The following is a 24,417-nucleotide window of genomic DNA, read 5'->3' as shown; positions in this document are numbered from 1 at the left end:
CTTTGCTATGAGCAAAAACATCATGATCGTCGATGATTCCGCCACCATGCTGATGAGTCTACGGAGCAGCCTGGAAATGTCTGGCTTCAAAGTCGAGGCCGCCAACGATGGTGTGCAGGCCATAAATAAGCTGCAAGGTGGCTACAAGCCGGACCTGATTATTACCGATATCAACATGCCGAACATGGGCGGGCTGGAGCTGATAGGCAAGGCGCGTGCCTTACCCGGGATGCGCTTCACGCCCATTCTGGCATTGACTACAGAGAGTCAGCAGGCAAAACGCGATGAGGCAAAGCGTAATGGCGCAACAGGCTGGCTGGTAAAACCGATCAACGCTACTGATTTATTGGGCGTGATCAAGCAAGTCTTGCCTGGTGTCTAGGAGACAACATGAAACTTCCCTTCTTCTCGCGCGATATGTTGCCGGCACTGGCTATCGTATTTCTGGGGCTCGCTTCACCAATCTGGACAGCCTGGTTGGCTGGCCTGCCGGCACTTGTCTGCATGGGACTCATAGGACTCCTCTCGTTGGGCCCTGCCTGGTTGGTTTGGCAACGGTTACCCCAGCCAGGGTCAATATGGGCCAGGCTGGCTGGGCCGGAACAGCCCCAGCCGTCTGGGTTAATGGAAAAGGTAAGCAGTCTTGTCTCGGCCGTGCCAGGGCTGAGCCGGGTTGTTCAGCGCAACCTGAGGGAAGTCAGTGAAGAAACGGAGCGGAACGTTCTTGGCGCTATTGAACATCTCAACCATATTCATCGAACGAGCCAAAGCCTGCGTGATGAGATTGAGCAGAGCATACATTGCGTGCAGAACCTCTCGACTGAGGCGCGAGCCCATCAGGCAAGCAACGAACAGACCCTGAGCATGCTTGAGGCATTCGAGCATGAGCGCAAGGAGAGCCTACACGGTGATATTGAGCGCTTGAAGGGGCTTTACAAGAACTTTGAAGCCACCAAACCGTTTATCGAGATGATCAGTGGTATTGCCAGACAGATCAACATGGTAGCACTCAATGCTGCAATCGAGGCAGCGCGCGCGGGGGAGTCGGGGCGGGCCTTCTCTGTCGTAGCGGGTGAAGTGCGTAGTCTTTCTACTCGCACTGCCGAAGCGGCCCATTCTCTCTCACATACCATCGAAACGCTGACGTCACGGTTCGAAGAAGAGTGCCAGGCCGCTCAGGACAGGCAAAACGACATGCAGGTTCGTAATGGTCTGGATCAGGTGAGAACGGAGCTGTCATCGATGGTGAGCTATCTTGTCAGTGCCTCCGATTCCCTGGGGGGGATGGTCGGCAATGTCGAGGGTATTAGCCGGGAAATCAACCAGGACGTGCTTGATGTACTCGCCAGCATGCAGTTCCAGGATCCCCTGCGTCAGCGCCTGACCCAAAGCAGTGAGATGCTCGATACGCTTGGGGAAGTCATGCAAGCCTACGAGCAAGAGATAGTGGCTGGTAAAGGCCATATTGCTGAGCTACCCGACCTGGACCAGCGTATGCAGGTGCATCTGGATAGCTATGTGACCTACTCCCAACGCAAGGGGCACCTGGAGGAAACGGGGCGTGGGCAGGAAGTTAAAGAAGAAGGTCTTAAAATAGAGTTGTTTTAATCGCACTGTTTCGGACTCTCCCGGCCTGTTAGCTCACTAAGCTTCAAGTCGGGGCACTTCTGATAAGCAAATAAAATGTCCTTTATAAAAGATGCGAAAGGCCAGCACGATTTTCTGACTGTCGGCCACTTATTGCCGTGTCCACTATTGAAGCTGCTCAACCGCCTTTGCCCGCTCACGTTCCAGCTCGCGTTTTAGTTCATCCTCGGAGGGCAGATACGGCAGATACTTCGCCGCAAACAGCTGCTTCTGGTCAGCGAGTACCGAGTACTTCACCACGGCTTCGCTTTTTTCACTGCACAGTACCAGCCCGATGGTGGGGTTGTCGTCTGCACCTTTGCGCTGCTCATCGTATAGGCGTACGTAAGTATCCATCTGGCCGATATCCTGATGCTTGAGCTTGCCGAGCTTCAGGTCCACCAACAAAAAACATTTCAGCTTGAAGTTGTAGAACACCAGATCGATGTAGAAATCTTCGTCATCAAAGCGGATGCGCTGCTGGCGTTCGACAAAAGCAAAGCCTTTGCCCAGTTCCAGTAAAAACTGCTGCAGATTGCTGATAATCGTCTGCTCTAGCTGGCTTTCCTGGTAGGTTTTATCCTGCAGGTTGAGGAAATCCAGGATGTAAGGGTCGCGCAGGTAGTCCTTGGCGGTTTCTGCCAGCGGCTGGGTGTTTACTTTTGCTTCCTGTTCTAACAGCGCCTTATCCTGACTGGCTAGCAGGCGCTCGTAGTAGAGGGCGCTAATCTGGCGCTCTAAAGCTCTCGCGCTCCAGCTTTGATTGATCGCTTCTTGCAAATACCAGTCGCGTGCTTGAGCATTTTCCACCCGCACAAGGGTGCGGTAGTGGGTCCAGCTCAATTCGAGACGCACTGCGTCGCGAATTGGAAAGCCTAGGTAAAACTGACGCATATTACGCAAATTTGTGACGTCGAATCCCTTACCCAGCCGTTCGGTTAGCTGTTTCGAAAGCTGCTGTAGCTGCTGCTTGCCGTATTCCGCACGGCTATTGCCTTGCTGCTCATGCTCGATAATCAAGCGGCCTATTTCCCAGTAGCTTTGCACCATGGCTGTGTTGACGGCTTGGCGCACCTGTCCGCGTGCTTGTTCTATCTGCTGGGTAATTGCGCTAACAAGGTCGCTAAAGGCCGCTGGGTTCTGCTCAGTCATAGGCTTAACCTCAGGCGTAATAAAAGATGGCAACTAGGTCGGCCTCAACAATAGCAAATTTTACCTGTGAAAATATAAGCGTAGGCCAGTGCTAAGCTAACAGGTTGAAGAAGGCATGAGCCGTTAAGGGTTAACCGATACGTAGATAAGCACCCATCAATTTCCTAGAACGATCCAAAGAAAACTATTCGCTCCTCATCCTTTGGCTTAGGTTTTAAGCTAACGGTAATTGTTAAGGAGCATATTTTATGTCATTGGACTCATCCCCCCGCTCAGTTCGCCGCGTGATTGCTCAGCATCCAGCGCACCGCGATGATATCGGCGATCTGACGACCCGGCGGCCGCTGCCAGGGCCGGGGCTTGACCAGCTCGATCCGTTTCTGTTTCTGAACCACCACGGCCCGCAGGTTTATCCGGCGAACAACCAAGGCTTGCCGTTTGGACCGCACCCGCACCGTGGCTTTGAAACGGTGACGTTTATTCTGGAAGGCTCGCTTGCTCATGCAGATAGCGCCAAGCACCAGAGCGTGATCCATAAAGGCGGCGTGCAGTGGATGACCGCAGGTAGTGGCATTGTGCATGCGGAAATCTCGCCCCCTGAGTTTCTGCGCGAGGGTGGCCCACTGGAGATTCTGCAGCTGTGGGTCAACCTGCCCGCACGCCTGAAAATGAGCGAGCCGCGTTATGTAGGGTTACAGCAGGAGTCGATCCCTGCCATTTCGCTGCCGGGCGGTGGCGAGTTGAACCTGATCGCCGGGGAGTGGGACGCTAAGCGCGGCCCCATCGAGACGCTGACCAACGTATTCATGTCGACGCTCAAGTTGCCTGCCGGGGCGCGCGAGCAGTTGCCCGTTGCCCCAGGGCGGCAGGTGTTTCTATATATCGTGAATGGCAATGTCAGCGTAAGCGGCGAGCCTGCCAAAGCTCATCACCTTATTGAAGTGGATCGTGATGGTGAAAGCCTGGTAATCGAGGCCACAAGCGACGCTCAGCTGCTGTTTGGCCATGGCGATGTGATCGATGAGCCAGTCTACTCCCACGGGCCTTTTGTGATGAATACCCGTGATGAGATCGTTCAGGCCGTGGAGGATTACCAGGCGGGCAAGTTCGGCGGGCTGAACGCTTAAAGCGGTTCGCCGCGGTAGTAGTGCCACAGAAACAGCGACCCCACGCTGCGCCAGGGTGCCCACTGTTCCACCATCTGGCGCGCTTGTTTGGGCGTGGGTTTATCGCCCATTCTTTTTAGGCGGCCCAGCGCCACGCGTAGCGCCAGGTCATCCGCGGGAAAGATGTCCGGGCGCTTGAGCGAGAACATCAGGTAGATTTCAGCGCTCCAGCGGCCAAAACCGCGAAGCGCGGTGATCGTGGTAATCACTTCCTCATCGCTTAGGTGCTCAAGCCCGTCGGCGCTGAAGGTGCCGGCAAGCTCCGCTTCTGCGAGCCCCTTGGCGTACTCGATTTTGCGCCACGAGAGCCCCGCATCGCGTAGCGCCTGACCTTCGGTGTCAATTACTGCCTTGGCGTGCAGCTCGGGGAGCAGGGTATTCACGCGGCCCATAATCGCGCGGGCCGCTTCGGTGGAAAGCTGCTGGCTGACGATGGTGGAGAAGAACATCGCAAAGCCTTTATCACGCACGCGTGGTGAAGGCGCGCCCACCAGCGGCAGGGCTCGGGCGATATCCGGGTCTGCCTTGGCTAACGCCTGCATGGCGTGTTCGATAGTCTCAGGTGTCATAAACGGCCTTCCTTATGCAGAACATCGATAGGCGTTGGTGTTTATTAAGCCCTCAAACCTGGGCGTGCTTCAATGGGTAGTCCTTTAAAGTGAAATATTCGCCTGCTAATATTTTGCTGAACATATTTATACTTTCGTCTAGTCTTGCGATCATTGTCTGTTAGCCATTAGCAAGAGCAGCACGCCAGACGTGCGTTGGGAGAAAAAATGCAAGAGTCGACCCAGGGGCTGGCGCGCAATCCGCGTCTGGCCGAATTCGCCTTGGCGTTAGGTGGGTTTGGCATCGGCACCAGTGAATTCGTCATCATGGGGCTGATGAACCGCGTCGCGGGCGATCTGGCGGTCAGTGTGCCGCAAGTCGGCTATGCAATCAGTAGCTACGCCCTAGGCGTTGTGGTGGGGGCGCCGCTGATTTCTGCCCTGGCCGCGCGCGTGCCCAAGCGGGCGCTGCTGATCGCTTTGATGCTGGTGTTTGCCTTAGGCAATATTGCCAGCGCCATGGCGCCAGGGTTTTGGTCGTTTGTAGGGCTGCGCTTTATTGCGGGCCTGCCGCATGGAGCTTACTTTGGCGTGGCCGTGTTGGTGGCAGCGGGAGCTGTGCCGGTTGACCAGCGGGCGCGGGCAGTTTCGCGGGTTATGCTGGGCTTGACGACGGCCATTTTAATTGGTGCGCCGTTGGGCACCTGGGCGGGAAATCAGTTTGGCTGGCAGATAGCCTTTACCGGTGTGGGCGGCATTGCCTTGCTGACAGCCGCGTTGATTCGGCTGTGGGTGCCCGTACAACCCTTCGATGCACTGGCTAGCCCGATGCGCGAGCTGTCGGCATTGGTGAAACAGCGTGTACTGATGACGGTTGCCATTGCCTGCGTGGGTTGCGGCGGCATGTTCTCAATTTTCAGCTACGTGATGCCGACATTAACCGAGCAGGCGGGCATGAGTGAGGCATTAGGCCCGCTGGTACTGGTGATTTTCGGCATTGGCTCGATTATCGGCAATCTGGTTGGCGGGCGCATGGCCGACAAAAATTTGATGCGTGCCATTCCGCGCATCCTGATCTGGTGCGCCGTAATTCAGGGCGGGTACTACTTTGCTGCCGACTACGTCTGGTCAGGGCTCTTGTTTGTCGGCCTGGTAGGTACTTGTATGGCGCTTGCCCCGTCACTGCAAACCCGATTAATGGATGTGGCGGGCAACGCTCAGACCATGGCGGCTTCGCTTAACCATGCGGCATTCAACGGCGCTAATGCCCTGGGTGCCTGGCTTGCCGGGCTGGTGATCAGTGCAGGCTTTGATTGGTCGAGCACGGGCCCGGTTGGCACCGGCCTGGCGCTCTGTGGCCTAGTTATTTTCTACTTCGGCAGATGGCTTGAAAAACGCAGCCCAGGCCAGTTATCCGTTCAGGCCAGATAGCGGTAAAGTGGCAAAATTATCTAATCGTTTCTAATGTGTATAGGGTGCAACCCATAAGGAGGTGACCCATGCATACTCAAGTAACGAAAAAATCGCGTATTTTGACCCTTAGTGCCGTCGCGGCGCTGACGATTGGCCTGGCAGGTTGTGGTTCTACCACCGGTGAGCGCGCCACTAGCGGCGCAGGTGTAGGCGCGGCGGTAGGCGCAGGTACTGCTGCGGCAACTGGTGGCAGCATTGGCGGTGGCGCGGTACTGGGTGCCGGTGCTGGCGCGGCTGCGGGCGCGCTGACCGACGAAGACGATATCAATCTGGAATAAATCGTCCGCCAGGCTCAGCTGCGTAGCGTAATCAGCGGCATACCCTAAAGCCGCGCATGCCCATATGAAAGTGATCGGCGTGCGCGGCGTTGTAATCTGGCCCAATTATATTGCCGAAAGTCTGGCAGCCGCCATCCCTCGCCGCGCGTAAAAACTCTCCCGCTTCACCCCTGTCATTCCAATGATTGATCAGCGTAATACGCTGACCGTTCTCGAACCGAAATCCAGTGACATCCAGCGCTTCAGCCGTTGCGTGTTCGCTGCGCCTGGCGTTCTCTCGGTGGTAGATATTACGGCAGGCAAAGCTGCCTACGTGATCCACCTGACGAACCCGGCTGCCCATTATCGCTTCTGCCGCGGGCTGAAGTTCATGACGCTCATACATTACCCAGGCAAGCGCTAGCGGGCAGGTAGCTACAAAACTTTGGTTAAACTGCACGCTGCTGGACTGTATGCGTACGATATTGGTCAGCGGGCAGTTAGCGGTGGGTGAATAGTCGGCAAGCGGGGTGTAACGCAGCTCGCCAGCCGGCACGGTATCCAGGGCGGCCAGGCATGCCTGTCTATCGCCTTCCAGACGTTTGATCTTGAGCTGTGTGACGGGCGTGATGGGGTCGTCAATATAAAGCGGTGCCCAAGGCGCCCATTGGCGCGGGATCTCGATGATGCCTTTCTGAATGGCAACCCCCAGACTAATCAATAACAAAAAAAACAGCGTACTGCGCATTCAACCTCCCTGTGCCTTGACGCAAACGCTACAGTCCACGGGGTGGGTGTGCGATACTGCGCTCCTTTATAAGCTCGTCACTGCTTTATTGCTTGCTTTGCCAACTATCTTTTCGCTACTTTTTCACTCACTATTTTTTGCTAACTAGGGAAGCGCTTCATGTCCCAGGGTACGCTCTTTATTGTTTCCGCGCCGTCGGGTGCTGGCAAAACCAGCTTGGTTCGCGAGCTGATTGAAAGTCTTGATGGCATTCAGGTTTCGGTATCGCATACCACGCGTGCGAGGCGCGAAGGTGAAGTGAATGGCGTCAACTATCATTTCACTGATGTGGCCGGCTTTGAGGCGATGATTGAGCGCGGCGACTTCTTTGAGTATGCCAAAGTCTTCGATAATTACTACGGTACATCGCGGGAAGCAGCGCAAACGCTGCTGGCAGCAGGACAGGATGTGATTCTGGAAATCGACTGGCAGGGCGCACAGCAGGTACGTGAGCAGATGCCGGAGGCGGTATCCATTTTTATCCTGCCACCATCGCGGGCCGAGCTTGAGCGCCGGCTGGCAAGCCGCGGCACCGATGAGCACGCGGTGATTGCAAGACGTATGCGCGATGCGGTCAGCGAGATGTCACACTTTAACGAGTATGATTATCTGGTGATTAATGATGACTTCACCACCGCGCTTGAGGAATTGCAGTCACTGGTGATTAGCCGCCGCCTCACCCAGGCGACCATGAGCAAACGTCATGCCCCGCTGCTTGAAGCGCTCTTGTCACAGGCGCCCGGCGTCGAGTAATCTATCAGGTTCTATCACTATTCTTTTTCGCTGGGTCAGCGGCGTTATCCAACAACGCTGGCCCGGCGTCGTCATTACAGGAAGGCCCCCATGGCTCGCGTAACTGTTGAAGATTGTCTGGAAAATGTCGAAAACCGCTTCAAGCTGGTGATGATTTCCACCCAGCGCGCCCGCCAACTGGCGCGTGGCTCGCGTGATGCCCAACTGGCCTGGGAAAACGACAAGCCCACCGTGATGGCGCTGCGCGAAATTGCCGCTGGCCTGGTCGATCACACGGTACTTGATGAGCCGGTGGAAGCACCCGTTCGCGTGCGTCCTGCTATGGCGCCCAGCGCTCAGATCGACGACTAAGGCTGGCTAGACTAGGGGCGCGGTAAATGTTCACCATTGATGACCTGGCCGATCGACTCGGCGGCTACTTACCCTCGGACGAGATCCAACAGGTCAAACGCGCCTTCTATTACGCTGAGCAGGCCCACGACGGGCAGCGCCGGCGTTCAGGCGAGCCTTATGTCACTCACCCGCTGGCCGTGGCCAATATTCTGGCCAATATGCACATGGACCATCAAAGCCTGATGGCCGCCATGCTGCACGATGTCATTGAAGATACCGGTGTTTCCAAGAAAGCCCTGGCTGCCCAGTTCGGCAAACCGGTGGCAGAGCTTGTAGATGGTGTCTCCAAACTGACTCAGATCACCTTTGAAGATAAAGCCGTCGCCCAGGCGGAAAACTTTCAAAAGATGGTGCTGGCAATGTCGCGGGATATCCGCGTCATTATCGTCAAGCTCGCCGACCGCCTGCATAACATGCGCACACTTGGAGCGTTAAGGCCGGATAAAAAGCGCCGTATTGCCCGAGAAACCCTGGAAATCTACGCGCGTATCGCCGGGCGGCTGGGTATCAATACTATCCGCATCGAGCTTGAAGACCTTTCGTTTCAGGCGATTCACCCTATGCGCTCTGAGCGCATCAAGCGTGCTGTCGCCAGTGCCCGTGGGCATCGGCGAAGTGCGATGCGGGAAATTCAGGCCTCCCTGCAGCAGAGCCTGGATGACGAAATGCTTCAGGGCACGGTGGTCGGGCGCCAGAAGCATCTGCTGTCGATCTACAAGAAGATGCGCGACCAGCGCAAGCCGTTTGCAGAAATCATGGACGTGTTCGGGTTTCGTATCATCACCGAGGACGTGGCCAGCTGCTACCGCATCCTGGGAGTGGTGCACAACCTGTATAAGCCGGTGCCGGGGCGTTTCAAGGATTATATTGCCATCCCCAAGGCCAACGGTTATCAGAGCCTGCACACTACGCTGTTTGGACCGCGCGGCATGCCGATTGAAGTCCAGATCCGTACCCGTGAAATGGAAGCCATGGCCAATAACGGCATTGCGGCTCATTGGCTTTACAAGGCAGGGCAGACGACCCATCCGATTGCTGAAGGCAGTCATGCCCGGGCGCGTGCTTGGGTCAAAGGCCTTCTGGAAATGCAGCGCCACGCGGGCAATTCGCTGGAATTTATCGAACACGTCAAGAATGATCTGTTCCCCGATGATATTTATGTATTTACGCCTAAAGGCGACATCATGGAGCTGCCTCAGGGCGCCACGGTGATCGACTTTGCCTACAGCGTGCATACCGATATCGGCAATAACTGTATTGCCTGCCGGATTGACCGCCATCTGGCACCGCTTTCCACGCGCTTGGAAAGCGGCCAGACGCTTGAGATCATCACCGCCCCCGGTGCACGCCCCAACCTTGCCTGGCTCAGCTTTGTATCCACCGCCAAGGCACGCTCGGCCATTCGCCATGCCTTGAAGCACCAACAGCAGACCGAGGCGATCACGCTAGGGCGAAGGCTTCTTAACAAGGCGCTCGCGCCCTTTGAAACCAGCTTGGAAGAGCTGGATGAGGCGGTGCTAGAGCAGGCGGTCAAGGAGCTGGATGCAGCCTCCCAGGAGGCTTTGTTGGAGTCGCTTGGTTTGGGTAACCGAATGGCACATGTGGTGGCCAGGCGGTTGGTGGAGGTTGCCCACGGCGGCCGCCACGATACCAATACTACGGTTGATAGCGGCAAAGCCGTGATGATCAGTGGCAGTGAGGGCATGGTGATTAACTTCGCAAGGTGCTGCCATCCGCTACCTGGCGACCCGGTGCTTGGCCATCTTTCCATGGGTAAGGGGTTGGTAGTGCATCGCGCCGACTGCAGAAACCTTGTCGAGCACAAGAACGATCCGGAAAAGCTCTTCACGCTGGAGTGGTCTGACACTATTGATGAAGATTTTCCGGTTGCGCTACGCATTGAAATTGAAAGCCGCCGCGGCCTCGTGGCTGAGCTTGCGGGGCTGGTTACCGATGCCGATGCCAATATTGAGCGTATCGGCATTGAGGAGCGTGATGAGCGCCTCTCGACGGTGAATCTTACGCTGTCTGTGAAAGGCCGCGTGCATCTTGCACGTATCATCAAGCGCATCCGTAACTTGCCTAATGTGGGCAAAATTACACGTATGACCAATTAAAACCATCAAGCACCTTGGCCGACCACCCTCAGGCATCGGCCACGTTGTGCTATTGCAGCCGTTAATAACGTAACAGCCAGAATCATTTACTTATAAGCGGGCGGGATCATTAACGCTAAACAACGATGACGGCTAAACAATTAGAGGAGCGACAGATCGCATGAGTAACAAAGCTGTAATCAATACTGACAAGGCCCCAGCTGCTATTGGCCCTTACTCACAAGCTATCAAGGCGGGCAATACAGTCTATCTTTCCGGCCAGATTCCGCTTGATCCGGCGACTATGGAGATAGTGTCTGAGGATTTCGAAGCTCAGGCGCGTCAGGTTTTTACCAACCTGAAAGCAGTATGTGAAGAAGCGGCAGGATCCCTGAGCGATATCGTCAAACTCAACCTGTACCTCGTCGACCTGGATAACTTCGCCATCGTTAACAAGGTGATGGAAGAATTCTTCTCCTCGCCGTTTCCTGCTCGCGCAGCGGTAGGGGTGAAAGCCCTGCCTAAAGGCAGCCAGGTGGAAGCCGAAGCTGTCATGGTCATTGGCGACTAAGAGGCTGATCGCTTCGCTATTGGCAGCTAATAGGCCATAAAAAAACACCGGCCCGGCGCGGGTTGCGCCATTAAGGCCGGTGTTTGCTTGTAGATAATCTAAGGTGATAAACGCGTTTTTATGCTTTCTGAACTTCCAGAAAGCCACCTTCTTTGAGTATTTGCGCGTAGCCTTCGCGATAGCTTGGGTAACTAAACTCATAACCGGTTTCAACAATGCGCTTATTGTTACAGCGCTTGCTGGCTCGGCGGCGCAGTGGCGACTGCATGGTGTCGGTGGATTCCACCTTGAGCTGCTTGGCGATCCAGGCCATCACATTGTGCAGGGTAACCGGTTCGCAGTCGCTTCCCAGATAAAGGTCGGCAATGGGTTGACCGTTTTCCTGGCAGCGCATCAAATGCGCCAGAATACCGGTGCAGTCGTCCCGGTGGATGCGGTTGGAGTAAATGACCGGCGTGACGGCAGCCAGGCGGCCTTCAGCCACCTGATGGATCAAGCGGTCACGGCCAGGGCCATAGATGCCTGAAAAACGCACCACGGTACCCGGCAGCGGATGATTAAGCAGCGTTTGCTCGGCTTCATACATCAGCTTGCCCGAAAAGCTTGTCGGGCCAATGGGGCTTTCCTCGTTGACCTCTTCGCCTTCCTGCTGGCCATATACGCTGGTGGACGATACGAAGAACACCCGGCGCGGCGGCTTGTCATGCTGCTCCATCACGCTCAATACGTGTTTCAAGCCACCCGGGTAAGCGCTTTGATAGGCGCTTTCTTCAAAGCGGTCGGCGCTTACGCTATAAATCACGTAGTCCGCCTGGGGGAGGGCAGAGGCCCCAGCGTCTTCAAGCTCATTAAGGTCCAGTTTTAATGGCTTGATGCCAGTGTCTTTAAGGGCAGCGATGTTGCGCCGTACGCCAACGACCCGGTGCCCTTCGGCAATCAGCTCGCGCCCTAAGGTAATGCCGATATCTCCACAACCGATAATCAGTACCGTTAGCTTCACCTTATCCACTCCTTTTGATAAATATTCCCTATTAGATACAAAGTCCCTGCAAGATGTGACAAGGTCAGCAGGGGTTTGCCTGTCCCTTTCCGTCCCGCTGAGGGTCATGATATTAGTCACGAGCTGCTACGAGAGGATGCCCACTGGCGCCGTTATGACTTTAACAGAACTTCGCTACATCGTAACCCTTGCCCAAGAACGCCATTTTGGCCGTGCGGCAGAACGTTGCCACGTTTCACAACCCACTCTGTCGGTGGCGGTGAAAAAACTGGAGGACGAGCTTGAAATACCGCTATTTGAGCGCTCCAAGTCGACCATCCAGGTAACCCCACTTGGCGAGAAGATAATCGCCCAAGCCCAGCGTGTACTGGAACAGAGCCGGCTAATCTATGAAATGGCAAGCGCTGGCAAGGATCAGCTCTCCAACACGTTGCGTATAGGAGCCATTTATACCATTGGGCCTTATCTTTTCCCCCATCTTATTCCGGCGCTTGCCGATATCGCACCGCAAATGCCACTGTATATCGAAGAAGGTATGACCGGAACGTTACGTGCTAAGCTGAAAAATGGTGAGCTGGACGTCATTATCGTGGCGCTGCCGTTTACCGACACCGATATCGTGACCAAGCCTATTTACGAAGAGCAATTTGAAGTACTCATGCCTGCGAATCACCACTGGGTCGAGCGTGACGCGATCCGCAAAGAGGACCTGCTGGAGGAGCGCTTGCTGCTGCTGGGCGAAGGTCACTGCTTTCGAGACCAGATTCTTGAGGCGTGCCCGGCGATTACTCAGAAGCTTAACAGCCCGAATAACACGCTTATTGCCGAAGGCGGGTCGCTTGAAACCATTCGACACATGGTGGCTTCGAAGCTGGGAATTACCGTCTTGCCCCAGTCTGCTTTAGGTACCGACCAATATGAAAACGCCATGCTAGAGAGCCGTCCATTTGTTGACCCCGCGCCTTCACGCACGGTCGCAATTGCCTGGCGGGCAAGCTTTCCCCGGCCTAAAGCGATTGACGCTCTGGTGGATGCGATCAGCCGCTGCAAGCAGCCGGACCAAACGGATAAAGCGCGCTCATGAGCGATCTTACCAGCCCCGTAACAGCGCTTAAGGGCGTAGGTGAAGCCCTGGCGCTTAAACTTTCGCGGCTGGGCATTGAGCATATCAGTGACCTGCTTTTCCATTTGCCCTTGCGCTACCAGGACCGCACCCGATTAACGCCTATTGGCCTGCTGCGGGCAGGGCAGGAAGCCGTTATCGAGGGTGAGGTCACCGCCTCGGATGTGGTCAAGGGGCGGCGTCGAAGTTTGTTGGTACGCTTGCGTGATGGCAGCGGTATCTTAAGCCTGCGCTTTTTTCACTTTTCGCCTGCTCAGCAGCAGCAACTGCGCCCAGGCACTTCGGTGCGCGCTTTTGGCGAAGCGCGGGCGGGCGCCACGGGGCTGGAGATTTATCACCCTGAATACCGGCTAAACGGCGCCGGAGAAACACCGGTCGATGAGTACTTCACTCCCATTTACCCGACCACTGAAGGGCTGAATCAAACGCGCCTGCGAGCACTGACACAGCAGGCGCTGGAGCTTTTGGATAGCGCGCCCGAAGCGCTGCCTGATGTGATACCTGAGCCGCTTCGTCAGCGCTTTCACCTGCCGGGGCTCCACGCCTGCCTGCACCTGCTGCATCAGCCACCGCCCGATGTGGATATCGACAAGCTGACTTTGGGCCAGCACCCCGCTACGCGCCGCTTGGCATTGGAGGAGCTATTAGCCCATCAGCTCAGCCTGCGCGAAGTGCGCCTGCGCATCCAGGCCGATGGTGCGCCGGAACTTCCCTCCGGACGCAACCTGCAGGCGCGCTTTCTAGCCCAGCTACCCTTTGCCTTGACCGGTGCCCAGCGGCGGGTGCTGGAGGAGATAGCCCTGGACCTCAGCCGGCCTGCGCCCATGCTGCGCCTGGTACAGGGCGATGTGGGCTCGGGTAAGACCGTAGTGGCCGCCATGGCGGCACTGGCCGCACTTGCTGGCAATTGCCAAGCCGCGATTATGGCGCCTACCGAAATTCTCGCCGAGCAGCACTACCGTTCGTTTAAAAGCTGGTTTGAGCCGCTGGGCATCGAAGTCGCCTGGCTGGCAGGCAAGCTGAAGGGCAAAGCCCGCCTGGATGCCAAGGCGGCGATTGCTGACGGCCGGGCGCGCATGGTGGTCGGCACCCACGCCCTGTTTCAGGGCGATGTTCACTTTCAGTGCCTGGGGCTGGCGATTATTGACGAACAGCATCGCTTCGGCGTTCATCAGCGGCTAGCGCTGCGCGAAAAGGGCGAAGCGGGCGGGCTGACGCCTCACCAGCTGATCATGACCGCCACGCCCATTCCGCGCACACTGGCCATGAGCGCCTATGCGGATCTAGACGTGTCAGTAATTGATGAGCTGCCCCCGGGGCGGACGCCGGTAAAAACCGTGGTGGTGTCTGACGAACGCCGCCCCGAGGTGGTGGAACGTATCCGCCGGGCATGTGGCGATGGCCGCCAGGCCTATTGGGTGTGTACGTTGATCGAAGAGTCCGAAGTACTGCAGTGCCAGGCGGCGGAAGTGACTAGCCAGGAGTTGACCGAAGCGCTACCGGAGCTGGCCATCGGCCTGGTGCATGGGCGCATGAAGCCCAGCGAAAAGACTGAGGTAATGACGGCTTTTAAAGAAGGCGAGCTGGATCTGCTGGTGGCTACCACGGTCATTGAGGTGGGAGTGGATGTACCCAACGCCAGCCTGATGATCATCGAGAACCCAGAGCGCCTGGGACTTTCCCAGCTTCATCAGCTGCGCGGGCGCGTCGGACGTGGCGGGACGGAAAGTTTCTGCGTGCTGCTTTATCACCCACCGCTTTCCAAAAGCTCCCGTGAGCGCTTGAGCGTCATGCGTGAAACCACCGATGGCTTTCGCATTGCCGAAAAGGATTTGGAAATCCGTGGCCCCGGCGAGGTGCTGGGCACCCGTCAGACCGGCTTGGCACAGATGAAAATTGCCAATCTTGAGCGTGATGCCGACTTGCTGGAGCGTGTGACCTCCTTGGCCTCCGAGCTGCAGCACGCCCCTCAGGTGACCGCTGTGCTGGTGCGCCGCTGGCTGGGCGAAGCTGCCGGGCGTTACGGGCAGGTGTAAAGCCTCACCAGATACTCCTCAGCCCTTAGCCGGGCTGATAAGCCGGTTGGCCGCTTCACCCAGTGGCGCCAGCTGCTCGCCAATCAGACGTAGCTGACTCTGAATTGGGCGGTAAACCACCATCGCCTGCTCGTCGGCAGTGGCCCCGTCCTGCTCATCCAGCTGGGCTACCAGCTCGTTTGCCTGCTCGGTTAGCGCCTCGGTTAGCTGGCGCTTATCGAGCTGTTCCGCCAGATGCTCCAGCATTTCGCTCATGCGTTTCGCAACGGGCACCAGCGCTGTGTCGCCTTCATCTTCGGCCAGTTGATGGCGGTGGGCGCCCAAGGCGGAGAGATGGCTCAGCAAGGTATTGGAGAGCACCAGAAAGCGCAGACCGTCATCCGCATCCTGCTTACGGTAGTGCCCAGGCTCATGGAGCATATTGGTAAGCAGCGTGGAAAGCGCGGCATCGGCATTGTGAGCGTTGCGGCGTGCCAAGCGGTAGGCCAGACCATCCTGCTTGCCTTCCTGGTACTGGCGGACAATTTCATCCAGGTAGCGGCGATGGCTGGTGAGCACCTTGGCCGCCTCACGGTAGAGCCTGCGCCCTTGCCAATCTGGGAAGATGAAAAACACCGCCAGCCCGGCAATCAGCGAACCCAGTAGCGTATCAAACAGCCGCGGCCAGATCAGGTTAAAACCGTCGCCTACCTGGTTGAAGCTGCACAGTACTAGCAGCGTGATCGAGGCGGTGGCGATGATGTAGTGCTTTTCCCGGTTGGCAAAAAAGGTCACGCCTGCAGCCACGGCAATCATGCTCTGCACGCTTGGCTGGGGAAACAGGCTGATGGAGGCCCAGCCGACAACCAAGCCCAACACCGTGCCCATAATCCGCTGGGAAAGAAAACGCCGGGTGGTGGCAAAGTTGGGTCGACAGACAAACAGCGTGGTCAGCAAAATCCAGAAGCCTTGTTCAGGGTCCAGCCACTGAAGTAGCCCATAGCCTACCAATAGCGCCGATGATAGACGTATGGCATGGCGAAAGGTCGGCGAGCCTAGCGTCAGGTTAAGCCGGACCCGGCTCCAGGCCTCCTTCAGGCTCGAAGGCGAGCGATCAAACAGGGTGCTATCGCGGCGATCATCGGCCATGTCGGGGTTGTGGGCACTGGCAATCTGGCCCTCCAGTGTGGCTAGGTTATCCGCCAGCGCATTGAGCGGGCGCATCAGCGGGCGCCATTCAGGCTTGCCCCGTTCACTCAGGTTATCAATCGAGGCACGCAGATCGGCCAGGGCTTCTTCGCTCTGGCGGTGATCAAATGGCCGGTTGAGCAGCAGCGACTTGGCCAACTGGCGGCAGGCACGGCCCTGCTGGTCCAGGAGCCGTTGGCAGCGAAATAGGACATCGTGGTGGAAAAAGGCTTCGGTAAGCGCGCTGTAAGGGTAATGGGTCGAACTTGCTCGCTCGTGAATATCCTGGGCAATAAAATAGATGCGTAAATAACGGTTAAGCTTGCGGTTGCCGCGCTGGCCTTCCAGGCGGCGAAAGATCATTTCCTTGGCTTGGTTAAGCGCGTCCACCACCTTACCGTTCTGACGCGCCAGGGCCACGCGCCGGGCCTCAACGTCAACGCCCCGCACCGGTTCAAACAGCGCCGATTTCAAGATCAGAAACTCGCCTAGCGCCTTGTATAGCCGTGCCATGCTCTGCTTGAGCGGCTGGCGCGAAAACAGCGCACACCAGAGCACTGAAATAAGCCCGTACCAGGCCGCGCCGGCAATCAGCTGCAGTTGGCGAACCGACACTTCATGATCAACACCCCCGTGCTGCTCGATATTGATCATCGAGTAGATCGAGAGAATCAGCGTCCCTGACGCAATCGTCGCATAGCGCTGGCCGATGGCCCCGAGCATGATCAGGGTGAAGGTGGAAACCGCAAGGCCCACGGCAAACAGCCATGGCCAAGGGAACAGCCACTGAACCACAAAGGAGGCGAGGGTGAAGCATAAGAGTGTGACACTCAGCGCCTGCAGGCGACCCTGCCAGCTGTCATCAGTTTCAGAAAGAGCGCAGGCAATAATGCCCAGAAATAGCGGTATGACCAGTGCAATATTGCCTGAGTAGGCGCTGAACAGCAGCGCACCGCTGAACGCCAGAAAAACGCGCAGGCTATAAGCAAACTTGTCCAGGGTCCAAAGACGCCGTAGCGGCAGTGAAAAAGTGGGCATAGAGACTCTTATTGTGGGTCGTTGTTAGACTTTAGTATACCTATTATGGGCAGCCCGTTGCTATGGCTCAGATGGTATCTTGGGGTGCCATTTAAGTTATTTCTACGACACGCTTACCCAGGTTATCTCCGTGAAGCAGACCAATTAGCGCCGGACCAATGCTGTCCAAGCCACCTGATAGGGTATCTAGCGACCAGTTTATGCCACCCTGAGCTACGAGAGGGGCCATAAATTCTTGAAAATCGGCCCAATAACGGAGGTAGTGAGGTACGACAAAAGGGTGTACTGAGATATTTTTCTGGCGTAATTGAGCAAAATTCTCAGGACTTTGGCGGGGCCGGTCAGATTGGTACTGGCTTACCAAGCCGCATAGCACGATACGTCCATTAACTCTCATTGCTTCGATTGCAGCTTTGAAAGCAGGACCGCCCACGTTTTCAAAATTAAGTGTAATACCTGAGGAAGCGGCATTATTTAGCTGCTTGGTATAGTCAGCGTGGCGGTGATCAAGCACCGCTTGAAAACCTTGATGACGCAGCCAGTCACGCTTGTCGGCTCGCCCGGCCGTCACGATGACGCGGGCTCCCGAGCGTTTAGCCAGCTGTGCTGCAATGGACCCCACGGCTCCCGCCGCTGCACTAACCAGCACGGTGTCTTCCTCCGTTGGCTGACCAATCAGTTGCATACCTACCCAGGCCGTAAACCCTGTCATACCCAAAGGGTGCAAAAAAGCAGTTGGGTCGCTCCCCGCCGGGATCCTCATTAGGCCTTTTCCATCAGAGGCAATGATCTCCTGCATGGGAAGATGCCCCACGACCAACTCGCCCGGCTTGAAAGCGGGGGTATTGCTGGCAATAACCTCGGCCAGTGTCCAACCCGAGAGCAGGCTGCCAGCAATCCAGCGTTCTATATAATCGTAGCCTTCAGGTTGCATGCGGGTGCGCATATAGGGATCAACGCTGACATAGCGGGGCTTTAGTAGCAGAGTAGGTCTATCAGGTAGCGCAATATTAATGATACGAAAATGTTCAGGTTGCAGTTTTCCTTCAGGGAGGGAGTGCAATATCAAGCCACGGGTGAACATAACAATGTTTCTCACGCTGAAAATAAATGTATTGGTTGTGACGCATGCGCCTACTCAGAAAAAGGTGGTGTACTAAAAAACAGATCACAAAAGCCCTATGATTAGAACAGCAACCTTTCGATACTCGAAATGACTCTAACAAAAACAGGATCATTTCCATGGATCTAAAACTACTGCTGAGCTGGCGTCTTCACCTGACGGTGATCGTGACGTCGATGTTGGCCGAATGGGTCGGTATCGTACGGATACCCCTAGGGCCGGGAACCCTTCTTCTCCTACCGCTGCTTTATGCTTTTATAATTGGCGTGCTGCTTAATCCTCATCTTTTTTCAGGCATGGGCAAGCTGATTCCCAAACCGGTCAGCCACGCATCAGGACCTATTATTCTGATTGCTATCCTGCCTTTTATTGCCAAGTTTGGCTCCACTATTGGCCCCGCCATCGAACAGATCATTGCGGCCGGACCCGCGCTGCTGCTTCAAGAGCTGGGTAATCTTGGCACCATGCTCATAGCGCTGCCCTTTGCGGTTCTGGTGCTCAAGATGGGCCGTGAAGCCATCGGCGCTACCTACTCCATCGCCCGAGAGCCCAATATTGCGATTATCTCCGACCGCTATGGACTTAGAAGCCCTGAAGGCATCGGCATCATGGGGGTTTACGTTGTCGGCACGATGTTCGGCACCCTCTATTTTGCGCTGATGGCAGGCTATATCGCATCGCTCGATATTCTTGATATCCGAGCGTTGGCAATGGCCTGCGGAGTGGGCAGCGGCAGTATGGTGGCTGCTTGTTCAGCTGCGTTGGTGGAAGCAGTGCCTGCATCGAAAGACGAACTATTGGCGTTTGCCGGAGCCAGCAACCTGCTGACCTATGCGACGGGTCTTTATATTTCGTTGTTTATCGCCCTGCCAATTACTGAGTGGATGTATAAGCGTCTGAAAGGCAATACGCCTGCGGAGGTTCGTCATGAAAGCTAGTCAAACAGCGGTAGATCATTTCGACGCCGAAGCGTTAAAGGAGTTGCGCCCAGAAAATCAGTTGGGCAAGACAGCGCTGGTACTGGCCGCTGTATGTATTTCTGCGTGGTTCAGCAACGTGGTAAACGGCGCGCCACTGCTGGATGCGCTCCCCGGTATGCTAATCCTTTACGCCATGGTGATGGTTGGGTTGGGCATTGGTCGTGTTTTCCCTTTCTATTTGCCAAGCGTTGCCTGGGTCTCACTAATAAGCATTGTGATGACGCTGCCGGTTTTTCCTGGCAATGAATGGATTCTTGAACAGCTGGCACAGGTTAACTTCCTGGCAGTGGTAACACCGGTACTGGCTTATGCAGGGCTGGCACTTACCGGGCGTGAGTTCGCTATGTTCAAACAGACCGGCTGGAAGCTGGTACTGGTCGCGTTGCTGGTCTTCACCGGCACCTTCATCGGCTCGGCGGTTGTGGCCCACATACTGCTTTAAGGAGAGAACCATGAGCGCACCGATCAGCCTGCCCGATACTGCTCTACTCGAGGAGTGGCGCCACGACTTTCACCAGCATCCAGAAACCGCATTTGAGGAGCATCGCACTAGCGCTCGGATCGCTTCACTGCTCAGGGAGTGGGGGCTTGAAGTAACCACGGGGCTAGCCGGTACAGGTGTTGTTGCGGTGCTGGATGGACGCCTGGGGCAAGGCAGAAGCATTGGTCTGCGGGCCGATATCGATGCCCTGGATATTCGTGAAGAGACTCAGCTTGGTTACGCTTCCAAGACACCAGGCAAGATGCACGCCTGTGGCCATGATGGCCATACGACCATGCTGCTGGGCGCAGCCTGGGCACTGAAGCAGCAGCCGGACTTCAAGGGCCGTGTGGTATTTATCTTTCAGCCAGCGGAGGAGAACGAAGGTGGCGGACGGGTCATGGTGGAAGATGGCCTGTTTGAGCGCTTCCCCATGGATGCCGTTTACGGCCTGCACAACTGGCCGGGCATGCCGGTAGGTGAGGCGGCGGTACACGATACGGCGGTGATGGCGGCATTTGATATCTTCACGCTGACGTTGACGGGTAAGGGCTGCCACGCGGCCATGCCGCACTTGGGCATCGATACGGTGCTGGCGAGTTGCCAACTGGTTAGCCAGCTGCAGGGGTTGATAAGCCGCGAAACGCCACCGGACACGCCGGCGGTCCTTAGCGTTACCAGTATTCACGGTGGCGACACGTTTAACGTCATTCCTGAACAGGTGGAACTGCGTGGTACGCTGCGCTGCTTTGATATGACGCTTAAAGAGCACTTGGAAACGCGCTTTAAACAGGCAATTTCCAGCCTGGCGGATTTTCATGGCGTGCAGGCTACGCTTGATTACCAGCGCTGTTACCCTGCCACCATCAATACGCCGGAACATGCCGAGCAGTGCGCCACAGTGCTGGAAAACCTGCTGGGTAGTGATAACGTGCGCCGTAACCCGCCGCCCAGTATGGCATCTGAAGATTTCTCATTTCTTCTCGCTGAGCGGCCCGGCGCCTATATCTGGATGGGTAATGGTGAGCAATCCGCATCTCTGCATAACCCACACTACGACTTCAATGATGCCTTGTTGCCATTAGGCACCCGCTATTGGGTGGAACTTGTTGGCGCGCTGCTCAAGCGTTAACGCGAAGCCTTAACCAACCACTACTTATCGCTCTCTAACGATGCCTTCACGGGTAGGGGGAGCGTACATGCAAAAAAGCGTTCTCCACCGAGAGCTTAAGGAGTTTTATCGTGTCTTTAACCATTACCGTAATTGGCCTGGGGCAAATGGGCGGCAATATGGCGCTTACTCTTAAAGCCGCCGGATTCGCGGTTACCGGGAGCGATGTCTTTGAACAGGCGCGAGCGCGTCTGGCTGCCGACGGGCTGGCGGTGGCCGCACCCAATGCATTACCGGCAAGCGATGTTTATCTGCTTTCACTGCCTACATCGGCGCATGTGCGCGAGGTTCTAGAGCACTCGCCCGGTATATTTAAACTGGCGCCCAAGGGTAGTGTGATTGTGGATACTTCAACCAGCGACCCGGCAGTGAGTCGTGAGCTGGCCAAAAAGGCCTTGGCGGCTGGCTTAGAGTGGCTGGATGCCCCAGTAAGCGGAGGCCCCAAAGGCGCTGCCAGCGGCAAGCTTGGCATGTTGCTGGGAGGGGAGACAGCCACCATTGAGCGGGTAATGCCCATGTTGGAAGCCATGTCCGCCAAGCGTACCCACGTAGGTGGGCCGGGAAGCGGCCATGTGGTCAAGCTAGCCAACAACTACCTATGCGCGGCGCATCTTCTCACTACCGCTGAAGCGGTTGCCATGGCGGCCAAGGCAGGCGTCGAGCCTGCTGCCTGCCTGGCCGGTCTTAACAGCGGTTCTGGGCGTAGCGCAGTCAGTGAAGTGAACTTTCCCGAGTGGGTGTTGAGCGAACGGTTTGATTCAGGGTTTACCACGGGCCTGATGCGCAAGGATCTTCGTCTGGCACGTGATGCTGCCGAACAGCTTGGCATTCCGCTACCTCTGCTCCAGACCGTCGTAGATGCCTGGCATGCCAACGCCGACCAGCCAACCGATAGCGATGACTTTAACCATATCACCACGCCCGTCCTAGCGCGTGCCACGCATGGAGACACCTTGTAATGAAGAACCTTAACCAACACGCCTGTGAACAGTTAACGATGTTACTGGAAGGTTTTGGAATGACGGGTGCCACGCCATTAAGTAACTGGGTCGATGGGCAATTAATAGAGGGTAGCGGTGACGATATTGTTCTGACCAACCCGGCGACCGGTGACACCTTGGTTAGCTATCGCGATGCGGGCGGCGTATTGATTGAGCGCGCAACCGCCGCGGCGCAACGGGGGCAGCGTCAGTGGATAACATTAACGGCAAGCGAGCGAGGGCGCCGCATGAACGCGGCACTGCGCGCCCTGGATGGGCATGAAGAGGCGCTTGCCCAACTGGAAAGCCTAGTAGCTGGCAAGCCAATCCGAGACTGCCGTGCGGAAGTGGGCAAGGTACGTGAAATGTTTGAATACTACGCAGGCTGGTGTGATAAGCAGCATGGCGAAGTAATTCCAGTTCCTACATCACATCTTAACTATGTGCGCTACCTTCCTTACGGCGTGGTAGGACAAATTACCCCATGGAACGCGCCCATGTTTACCTGTGCCTGGCAGCTTGCTCCGGCTATTGCGGCGGGTAATGGCGTTGTGCTGAAACCCTCGGAGTTAACGCCCTTTACTTCCGTGGTTATTGCCAAGCTGTTGGAAAGTGGTGGCTTGCCACAAGGGTTGATCAACATTGTCAATGGGCTAGGCAAAACCACCGGTGCAGCACTCACCGGCCACCCAACGATCAGCAAGCTGGTATTTGTTGGCTCTCCCCAAAGCGGGCGCATGATTGCAGAAGCGGGGGCTCGGCGCTTGGTGCCCAGTGTTTTAGAGCTGGGCGGAAAGTCGGCCAATATCGTGTTTGCCGATGCGCGCCTGGATGATGCCGTAGCGGGTGCTCAAGCCGCTATTTTTGCTGCTGCCGGGCAGAGCTGCGTGGCAGGGTCGCGGTTATTGATTGAGCGTTCGGTTTTTGACGAGGTGACGTCTCGATTGGCCAGAGCCGCTGAACAGATACAGGTAGGGCTGCCCAGTGACGAGGCTACACGTATGGGACCGTTACAGAATAATCGTCAGTTTGAACAGGTGACGCGGATGATTGATACCGCCGTTGCGGCGGGAGCTCGGGTATTAACCGGCGGTAAACGTCCGGAAGGCTTGCCTGAAGAGGCCAAGGGCTATTTTATCGCCCCAACAGTTCTGGTCGATGTGACACCGGATATGGAGATTGCCCAGCATGAGGTGTTTGGCCCGGTATTAATTGCGATGGCTTTCGACGATGAGGCGCAGGCCGTTCAATTGGCCAACGACACTCGATTTGGGCTGGCCGGTGCCGTATGGAGCCAGGATGTAGCAAGGGCGCATCGGGTGGCTGGGCAGCTGCGAGCTGGCACGGTATGGATTAATAGCTATAAGGCGATTAGCGTCATGTCGCCGTTTGGTGGCTTTGGCGACAGTGGCTTTGGCCGTTCCAGCGGGCTTGAAGGTTTGCGTGAATATAGCGTGCCGCAAAGTATCTGGGTAGAGACGGCGCCAGAGGCGAGTGTTGCCTTTGGCTATGGTAACGGCGTGGGTTGATTGCTCATTGGGTCGCGAAAAGCCTGCATCCAGCGCTGCAAGTGGCGCAATAGCAGTATGCTGGCCTTAGGCTGCTGGCGGCCCACTCGTGTGACCATATGGGCTTGAGAGCGCTGAAAAAGCGGATCATCAATGGGCCGGGCAATTAAGGTGCCGATTTCAAGATCGTGGGCCACGGCAAAGGCAGGCAGCAGAGTAATACCCATGCCGCTGCGTACATACTGGGCCAGGATAACCATGGAGTTGGTATTCATGGCCAGTTGCGGCGCAATATGTGCCTGTTGAAACGCTTGGTCGACCATTTGACGTACGCCATGGGTGGGATCCCACATAGCCATGGGCTCTGCGCCAAGCTGGGTGAGCGATAAGGGAGTGGTTTGGGTTGCCAAAGGGTGCCCGGGGGGCAGAATGGCCATCAGTGGCTGAGGGCTTGAAGCCCAAAAACGCAGTTGCGGGTGGGTTCGTTCGTGAAACATCAGGCCAATATGACTATGGTCTTCAACGACCGCCTCAATAATGCCGGAGGTGCCCGCAATATGAATATCGAGCTGTATGCCTTTATAGCGTTGCTTGAATTCATGTAGCGGAGAGGCAACCAGGTCGCTAACAAACCCTTCACCAACGGTCAGTGAGATAGTGCCGGTTTCAAGGCGCTGGTACGCCTCAAGAGAAGTGATAAAGCTTTCATCCAGCGCGCCGCGCCGTGCACAGTACTCAAGCAACATTTCGCCCACCGGGGTGGGCGAAATGCCGTCACGCTGACGTTCCATCAACGTCGCGCCCAAGGCTTCTTCCAGCAAAGCGATTTGTCGGCTAACCGCCGAGGGTGCAATGTCTAGCCGTGCCGCTGCACGCCGTATCGATCCAGACTCCAGGGTAACGCGAAAGTAAACCAAGCGTTGATGAGGTATATCCATCGTGGCTTTTATACCCTTTTTATGAGTTACCCTGGGCCGATAGTTAAACG

General features: G+C 56.3%; 23 protein-coding genes. 16 read left to right on the top strand and 7 right to left on the bottom strand.

The window, feature by feature from the left end; genetic code table 11:
- The first annotated feature begins 7 nt into the window (after nucleotides 1-7).
- Together ELY25_RS17200 and ELY25_RS17195 are read left to right on the top strand one after the other, a co-directional pair.
- A complete protein-coding gene (locus ELY25_RS17200) occupies nucleotides 8-382 on the top strand; it encodes a response regulator (RefSeq protein WP_126952482.1) in 375 nt (124 codons plus the stop codon).
- A gap of 8 nt (nucleotides 383-390) precedes the next feature.
- Nucleotides 391-1,608, top strand: coding sequence for a methyl-accepting chemotaxis protein (locus tag ELY25_RS17195; RefSeq protein ID WP_126952481.1), 1,218 nt, complete (start codon nucleotides 391-393; stop codon nucleotides 1,606-1,608).
- A gap of 144 nt (nucleotides 1,609-1,752) precedes the next feature.
- Here ELY25_RS17195 and ELY25_RS17190 read toward each other — a convergent pair whose 3' ends face one another.
- On the bottom strand, nucleotides 1,753-2,778 hold the full coding sequence (locus ELY25_RS17190; protein ID WP_126952480.1) for a PDDEXK nuclease domain-containing protein: 1,026 nt from the start codon (nucleotides 2,776-2,778) through the stop codon (nucleotides 1,753-1,755).
- Nucleotides 2,779-3,026: 248 nt separating this feature from the next.
- Here ELY25_RS17190 and ELY25_RS17185 point away from each other — a divergent pair, with 248 nt between their 5' ends.
- Nucleotides 3,027-3,905, top strand: coding sequence for a pirin family protein (locus tag ELY25_RS17185; RefSeq protein WP_126952479.1), 879 nt, complete (start codon nucleotides 3,027-3,029; stop codon nucleotides 3,903-3,905).
- On the opposite strand, the gene ELY25_RS17180 is transcribed toward ELY25_RS17185, so the two are convergent.
- On the bottom strand, nucleotides 3,902-4,513 hold the full coding sequence (locus ELY25_RS17180) for a DNA-3-methyladenine glycosylase family protein (RefSeq protein WP_126952478.1): 612 nt from the start codon (nucleotides 4,511-4,513) through the stop codon (nucleotides 3,902-3,904). The two genes, ELY25_RS17185 and ELY25_RS17180, sit on opposite strands and share 4 nt — an antisense overlap.
- 207 nt (nucleotides 4,514-4,720) lie before the next feature.
- On the opposite strand from ELY25_RS17180, the gene ELY25_RS17175 reads away from it, so the two are divergent.
- The gene (locus ELY25_RS17175; RefSeq protein WP_126952477.1) at nucleotides 4,721-5,923 is read left to right on the top strand and encodes an MFS transporter; all 1,203 of its coding nucleotides are present in this window, start codon (nucleotides 4,721-4,723) and stop codon (nucleotides 5,921-5,923) included.
- 68 nt (nucleotides 5,924-5,991) lie between these two features.
- On the top strand, nucleotides 5,992-6,243 hold the full coding sequence (locus ELY25_RS17170) for a hypothetical protein (RefSeq protein ID WP_126952476.1): 252 nt from the start codon (nucleotides 5,992-5,994) through the stop codon (nucleotides 6,241-6,243).
- Between the two features lie 31 nt (nucleotides 6,244-6,274).
- On the opposite strand, the gene ELY25_RS17165 is transcribed toward ELY25_RS17170, so the two are convergent.
- Entirely contained in the window at nucleotides 6,275-6,970 is a 696-nt protein-coding gene (locus ELY25_RS17165) for an extensin-like domain-containing protein (protein WP_126952475.1), read from the bottom strand.
- A 159-nt stretch (nucleotides 6,971-7,129) separates the two neighbouring features.
- On the opposite strand from ELY25_RS17165, the gene gmk reads away from it, so the two are divergent.
- From gmk to ELY25_RS17145, 4 genes are all read left to right on the top strand, one after another.
- Complete coding sequence (gene gmk, locus ELY25_RS17160) at nucleotides 7,130-7,762, top strand: guanylate kinase (RefSeq protein WP_126952474.1); 633 nt, start codon at nucleotides 7,130-7,132, stop codon at nucleotides 7,760-7,762.
- Between the two features lie 90 nt (nucleotides 7,763-7,852).
- Nucleotides 7,853-8,113 carry a DNA-directed RNA polymerase subunit omega gene (gene rpoZ / locus ELY25_RS17155; RefSeq protein WP_087110274.1) on the top strand — a complete coding sequence of 87 codons (261 nt, stop codon included), beginning with the start codon at nucleotides 7,853-7,855 and terminating at the stop codon, nucleotides 8,111-8,113.
- 26 nt (nucleotides 8,114-8,139) lie between these two features.
- Nucleotides 8,140-10,272 (top strand): RelA/SpoT family protein, encoded by a 2,133-nt coding sequence (locus tag ELY25_RS17150; RefSeq protein WP_126952473.1) that lies wholly within the window; start codon nucleotides 8,140-8,142, stop codon nucleotides 10,270-10,272.
- 160 nt (nucleotides 10,273-10,432) lie between these two features.
- Nucleotides 10,433-10,822, top strand: coding sequence for a RidA family protein (locus ELY25_RS17145; RefSeq protein WP_126952472.1), 390 nt, complete (start codon nucleotides 10,433-10,435; stop codon nucleotides 10,820-10,822).
- 118 nt (nucleotides 10,823-10,940) lie between these two features.
- Here ELY25_RS17145 and ELY25_RS17140 read toward each other — a convergent pair whose 3' ends face one another.
- A complete protein-coding gene (locus ELY25_RS17140) occupies nucleotides 10,941-11,822 on the bottom strand; it encodes an SDR family oxidoreductase (RefSeq protein WP_126952471.1) in 882 nt (293 codons plus the stop codon).
- A 154-nt stretch (nucleotides 11,823-11,976) separates the two neighbouring features.
- Between ELY25_RS17140 and ELY25_RS17135 the strand changes: the two genes are divergently transcribed.
- Together ELY25_RS17135 and recG are read left to right on the top strand one after the other, a co-directional pair.
- Complete coding sequence (locus tag ELY25_RS17135) at nucleotides 11,977-12,906, top strand: hydrogen peroxide-inducible genes activator (RefSeq protein WP_126952470.1); 930 nt, start codon at nucleotides 11,977-11,979, stop codon at nucleotides 12,904-12,906.
- Nucleotides 12,903-14,981: an ATP-dependent DNA helicase RecG gene (gene recG, locus ELY25_RS17130; RefSeq protein WP_126952469.1), complete on the top strand. Its 2,079-nt coding sequence runs from the start codon at nucleotides 12,903-12,905 to the stop codon at nucleotides 14,979-14,981. The genes ELY25_RS17135 and recG overlap by 4 nt, the downstream gene beginning before the upstream one ends.
- An 18-nt stretch (nucleotides 14,982-14,999) precedes the next feature.
- On the opposite strand, the gene yccS is transcribed toward recG, so the two are convergent.
- Both yccS and ELY25_RS17120 read right to left on the bottom strand, forming a co-directional pair.
- Entirely contained in the window at nucleotides 15,000-17,186 is a 2,187-nt protein-coding gene (gene yccS / locus ELY25_RS17125) for a YccS family putative transporter (RefSeq protein WP_126952468.1), read from the bottom strand.
- A gap of 91 nt (nucleotides 17,187-17,277) precedes the next feature.
- Nucleotides 17,278-18,270 carry an MDR family NADP-dependent oxidoreductase gene (locus ELY25_RS17120; RefSeq protein ID WP_126952467.1) on the bottom strand — a complete coding sequence of 331 codons (993 nt, stop codon included), beginning with the start codon at nucleotides 18,268-18,270 and terminating at the stop codon, nucleotides 17,278-17,280.
- Nucleotides 18,271-18,428: 158 nt separating this feature from the next.
- On the opposite strand from ELY25_RS17120, the gene ELY25_RS17115 reads away from it, so the two are divergent.
- The 5 genes from ELY25_RS17115 to ELY25_RS17095 all read left to right on the top strand — a co-directional run bounded on the left by ELY25_RS17115 (nucleotide 18,429) and on the right by ELY25_RS17095 (nucleotide 23,450).
- The gene (locus ELY25_RS17115; RefSeq protein WP_126952466.1) at nucleotides 18,429-19,247 is read left to right on the top strand and encodes a DUF3100 domain-containing protein; all 819 of its coding nucleotides are present in this window, start codon (nucleotides 18,429-18,431) and stop codon (nucleotides 19,245-19,247) included.
- Nucleotides 19,237-19,731 (top strand): hypothetical protein, encoded by a 495-nt coding sequence (locus ELY25_RS17110; RefSeq protein ID WP_126952465.1) that lies wholly within the window; start codon nucleotides 19,237-19,239, stop codon nucleotides 19,729-19,731. The genes ELY25_RS17115 and ELY25_RS17110 overlap by 11 nt, the downstream gene beginning before the upstream one ends.
- A gap of 10 nt (nucleotides 19,732-19,741) precedes the next feature.
- A complete protein-coding gene (locus ELY25_RS17105) occupies nucleotides 19,742-20,902 on the top strand; it encodes a M20 aminoacylase family protein (RefSeq protein WP_126952464.1) in 1,161 nt (386 codons plus the stop codon).
- A 110-nt stretch (nucleotides 20,903-21,012) separates the two neighbouring features.
- Nucleotides 21,013-21,900 (top strand): NAD(P)-dependent oxidoreductase, encoded by an 888-nt coding sequence (locus tag ELY25_RS17100; RefSeq protein ID WP_236995759.1) that lies wholly within the window; start codon nucleotides 21,013-21,015, stop codon nucleotides 21,898-21,900.
- Nucleotides 21,900-23,450 carry an aldehyde dehydrogenase family protein gene (locus ELY25_RS17095; RefSeq protein WP_126952463.1) on the top strand — a complete coding sequence of 517 codons (1,551 nt, stop codon included), beginning with the start codon at nucleotides 21,900-21,902 and terminating at the stop codon, nucleotides 23,448-23,450. Before ELY25_RS17100 ends, ELY25_RS17095 begins: the two co-directional genes overlap by 1 nt.
- Here ELY25_RS17095 and ELY25_RS17090 read toward each other — a convergent pair.
- A complete protein-coding gene (locus tag ELY25_RS17090) occupies nucleotides 23,429-24,367 on the bottom strand; it encodes a LysR family transcriptional regulator (RefSeq protein ID WP_126952462.1) in 939 nt (312 codons plus the stop codon). The genes ELY25_RS17095 and ELY25_RS17090 overlap by 22 nt on opposite strands.
- Between the last annotated feature and the right edge of the window lie 50 nt (nucleotides 24,368-24,417).

This window comes from Vreelandella populi, from assembly GCF_003989825.1.
GTDB classification, from domain to species: Bacteria; Pseudomonadota; Gammaproteobacteria; order Pseudomonadales; family Halomonadaceae; genus Vreelandella; species Vreelandella populi.
This window is presented reverse-complemented; position numbering and strand designations above follow the sequence as displayed.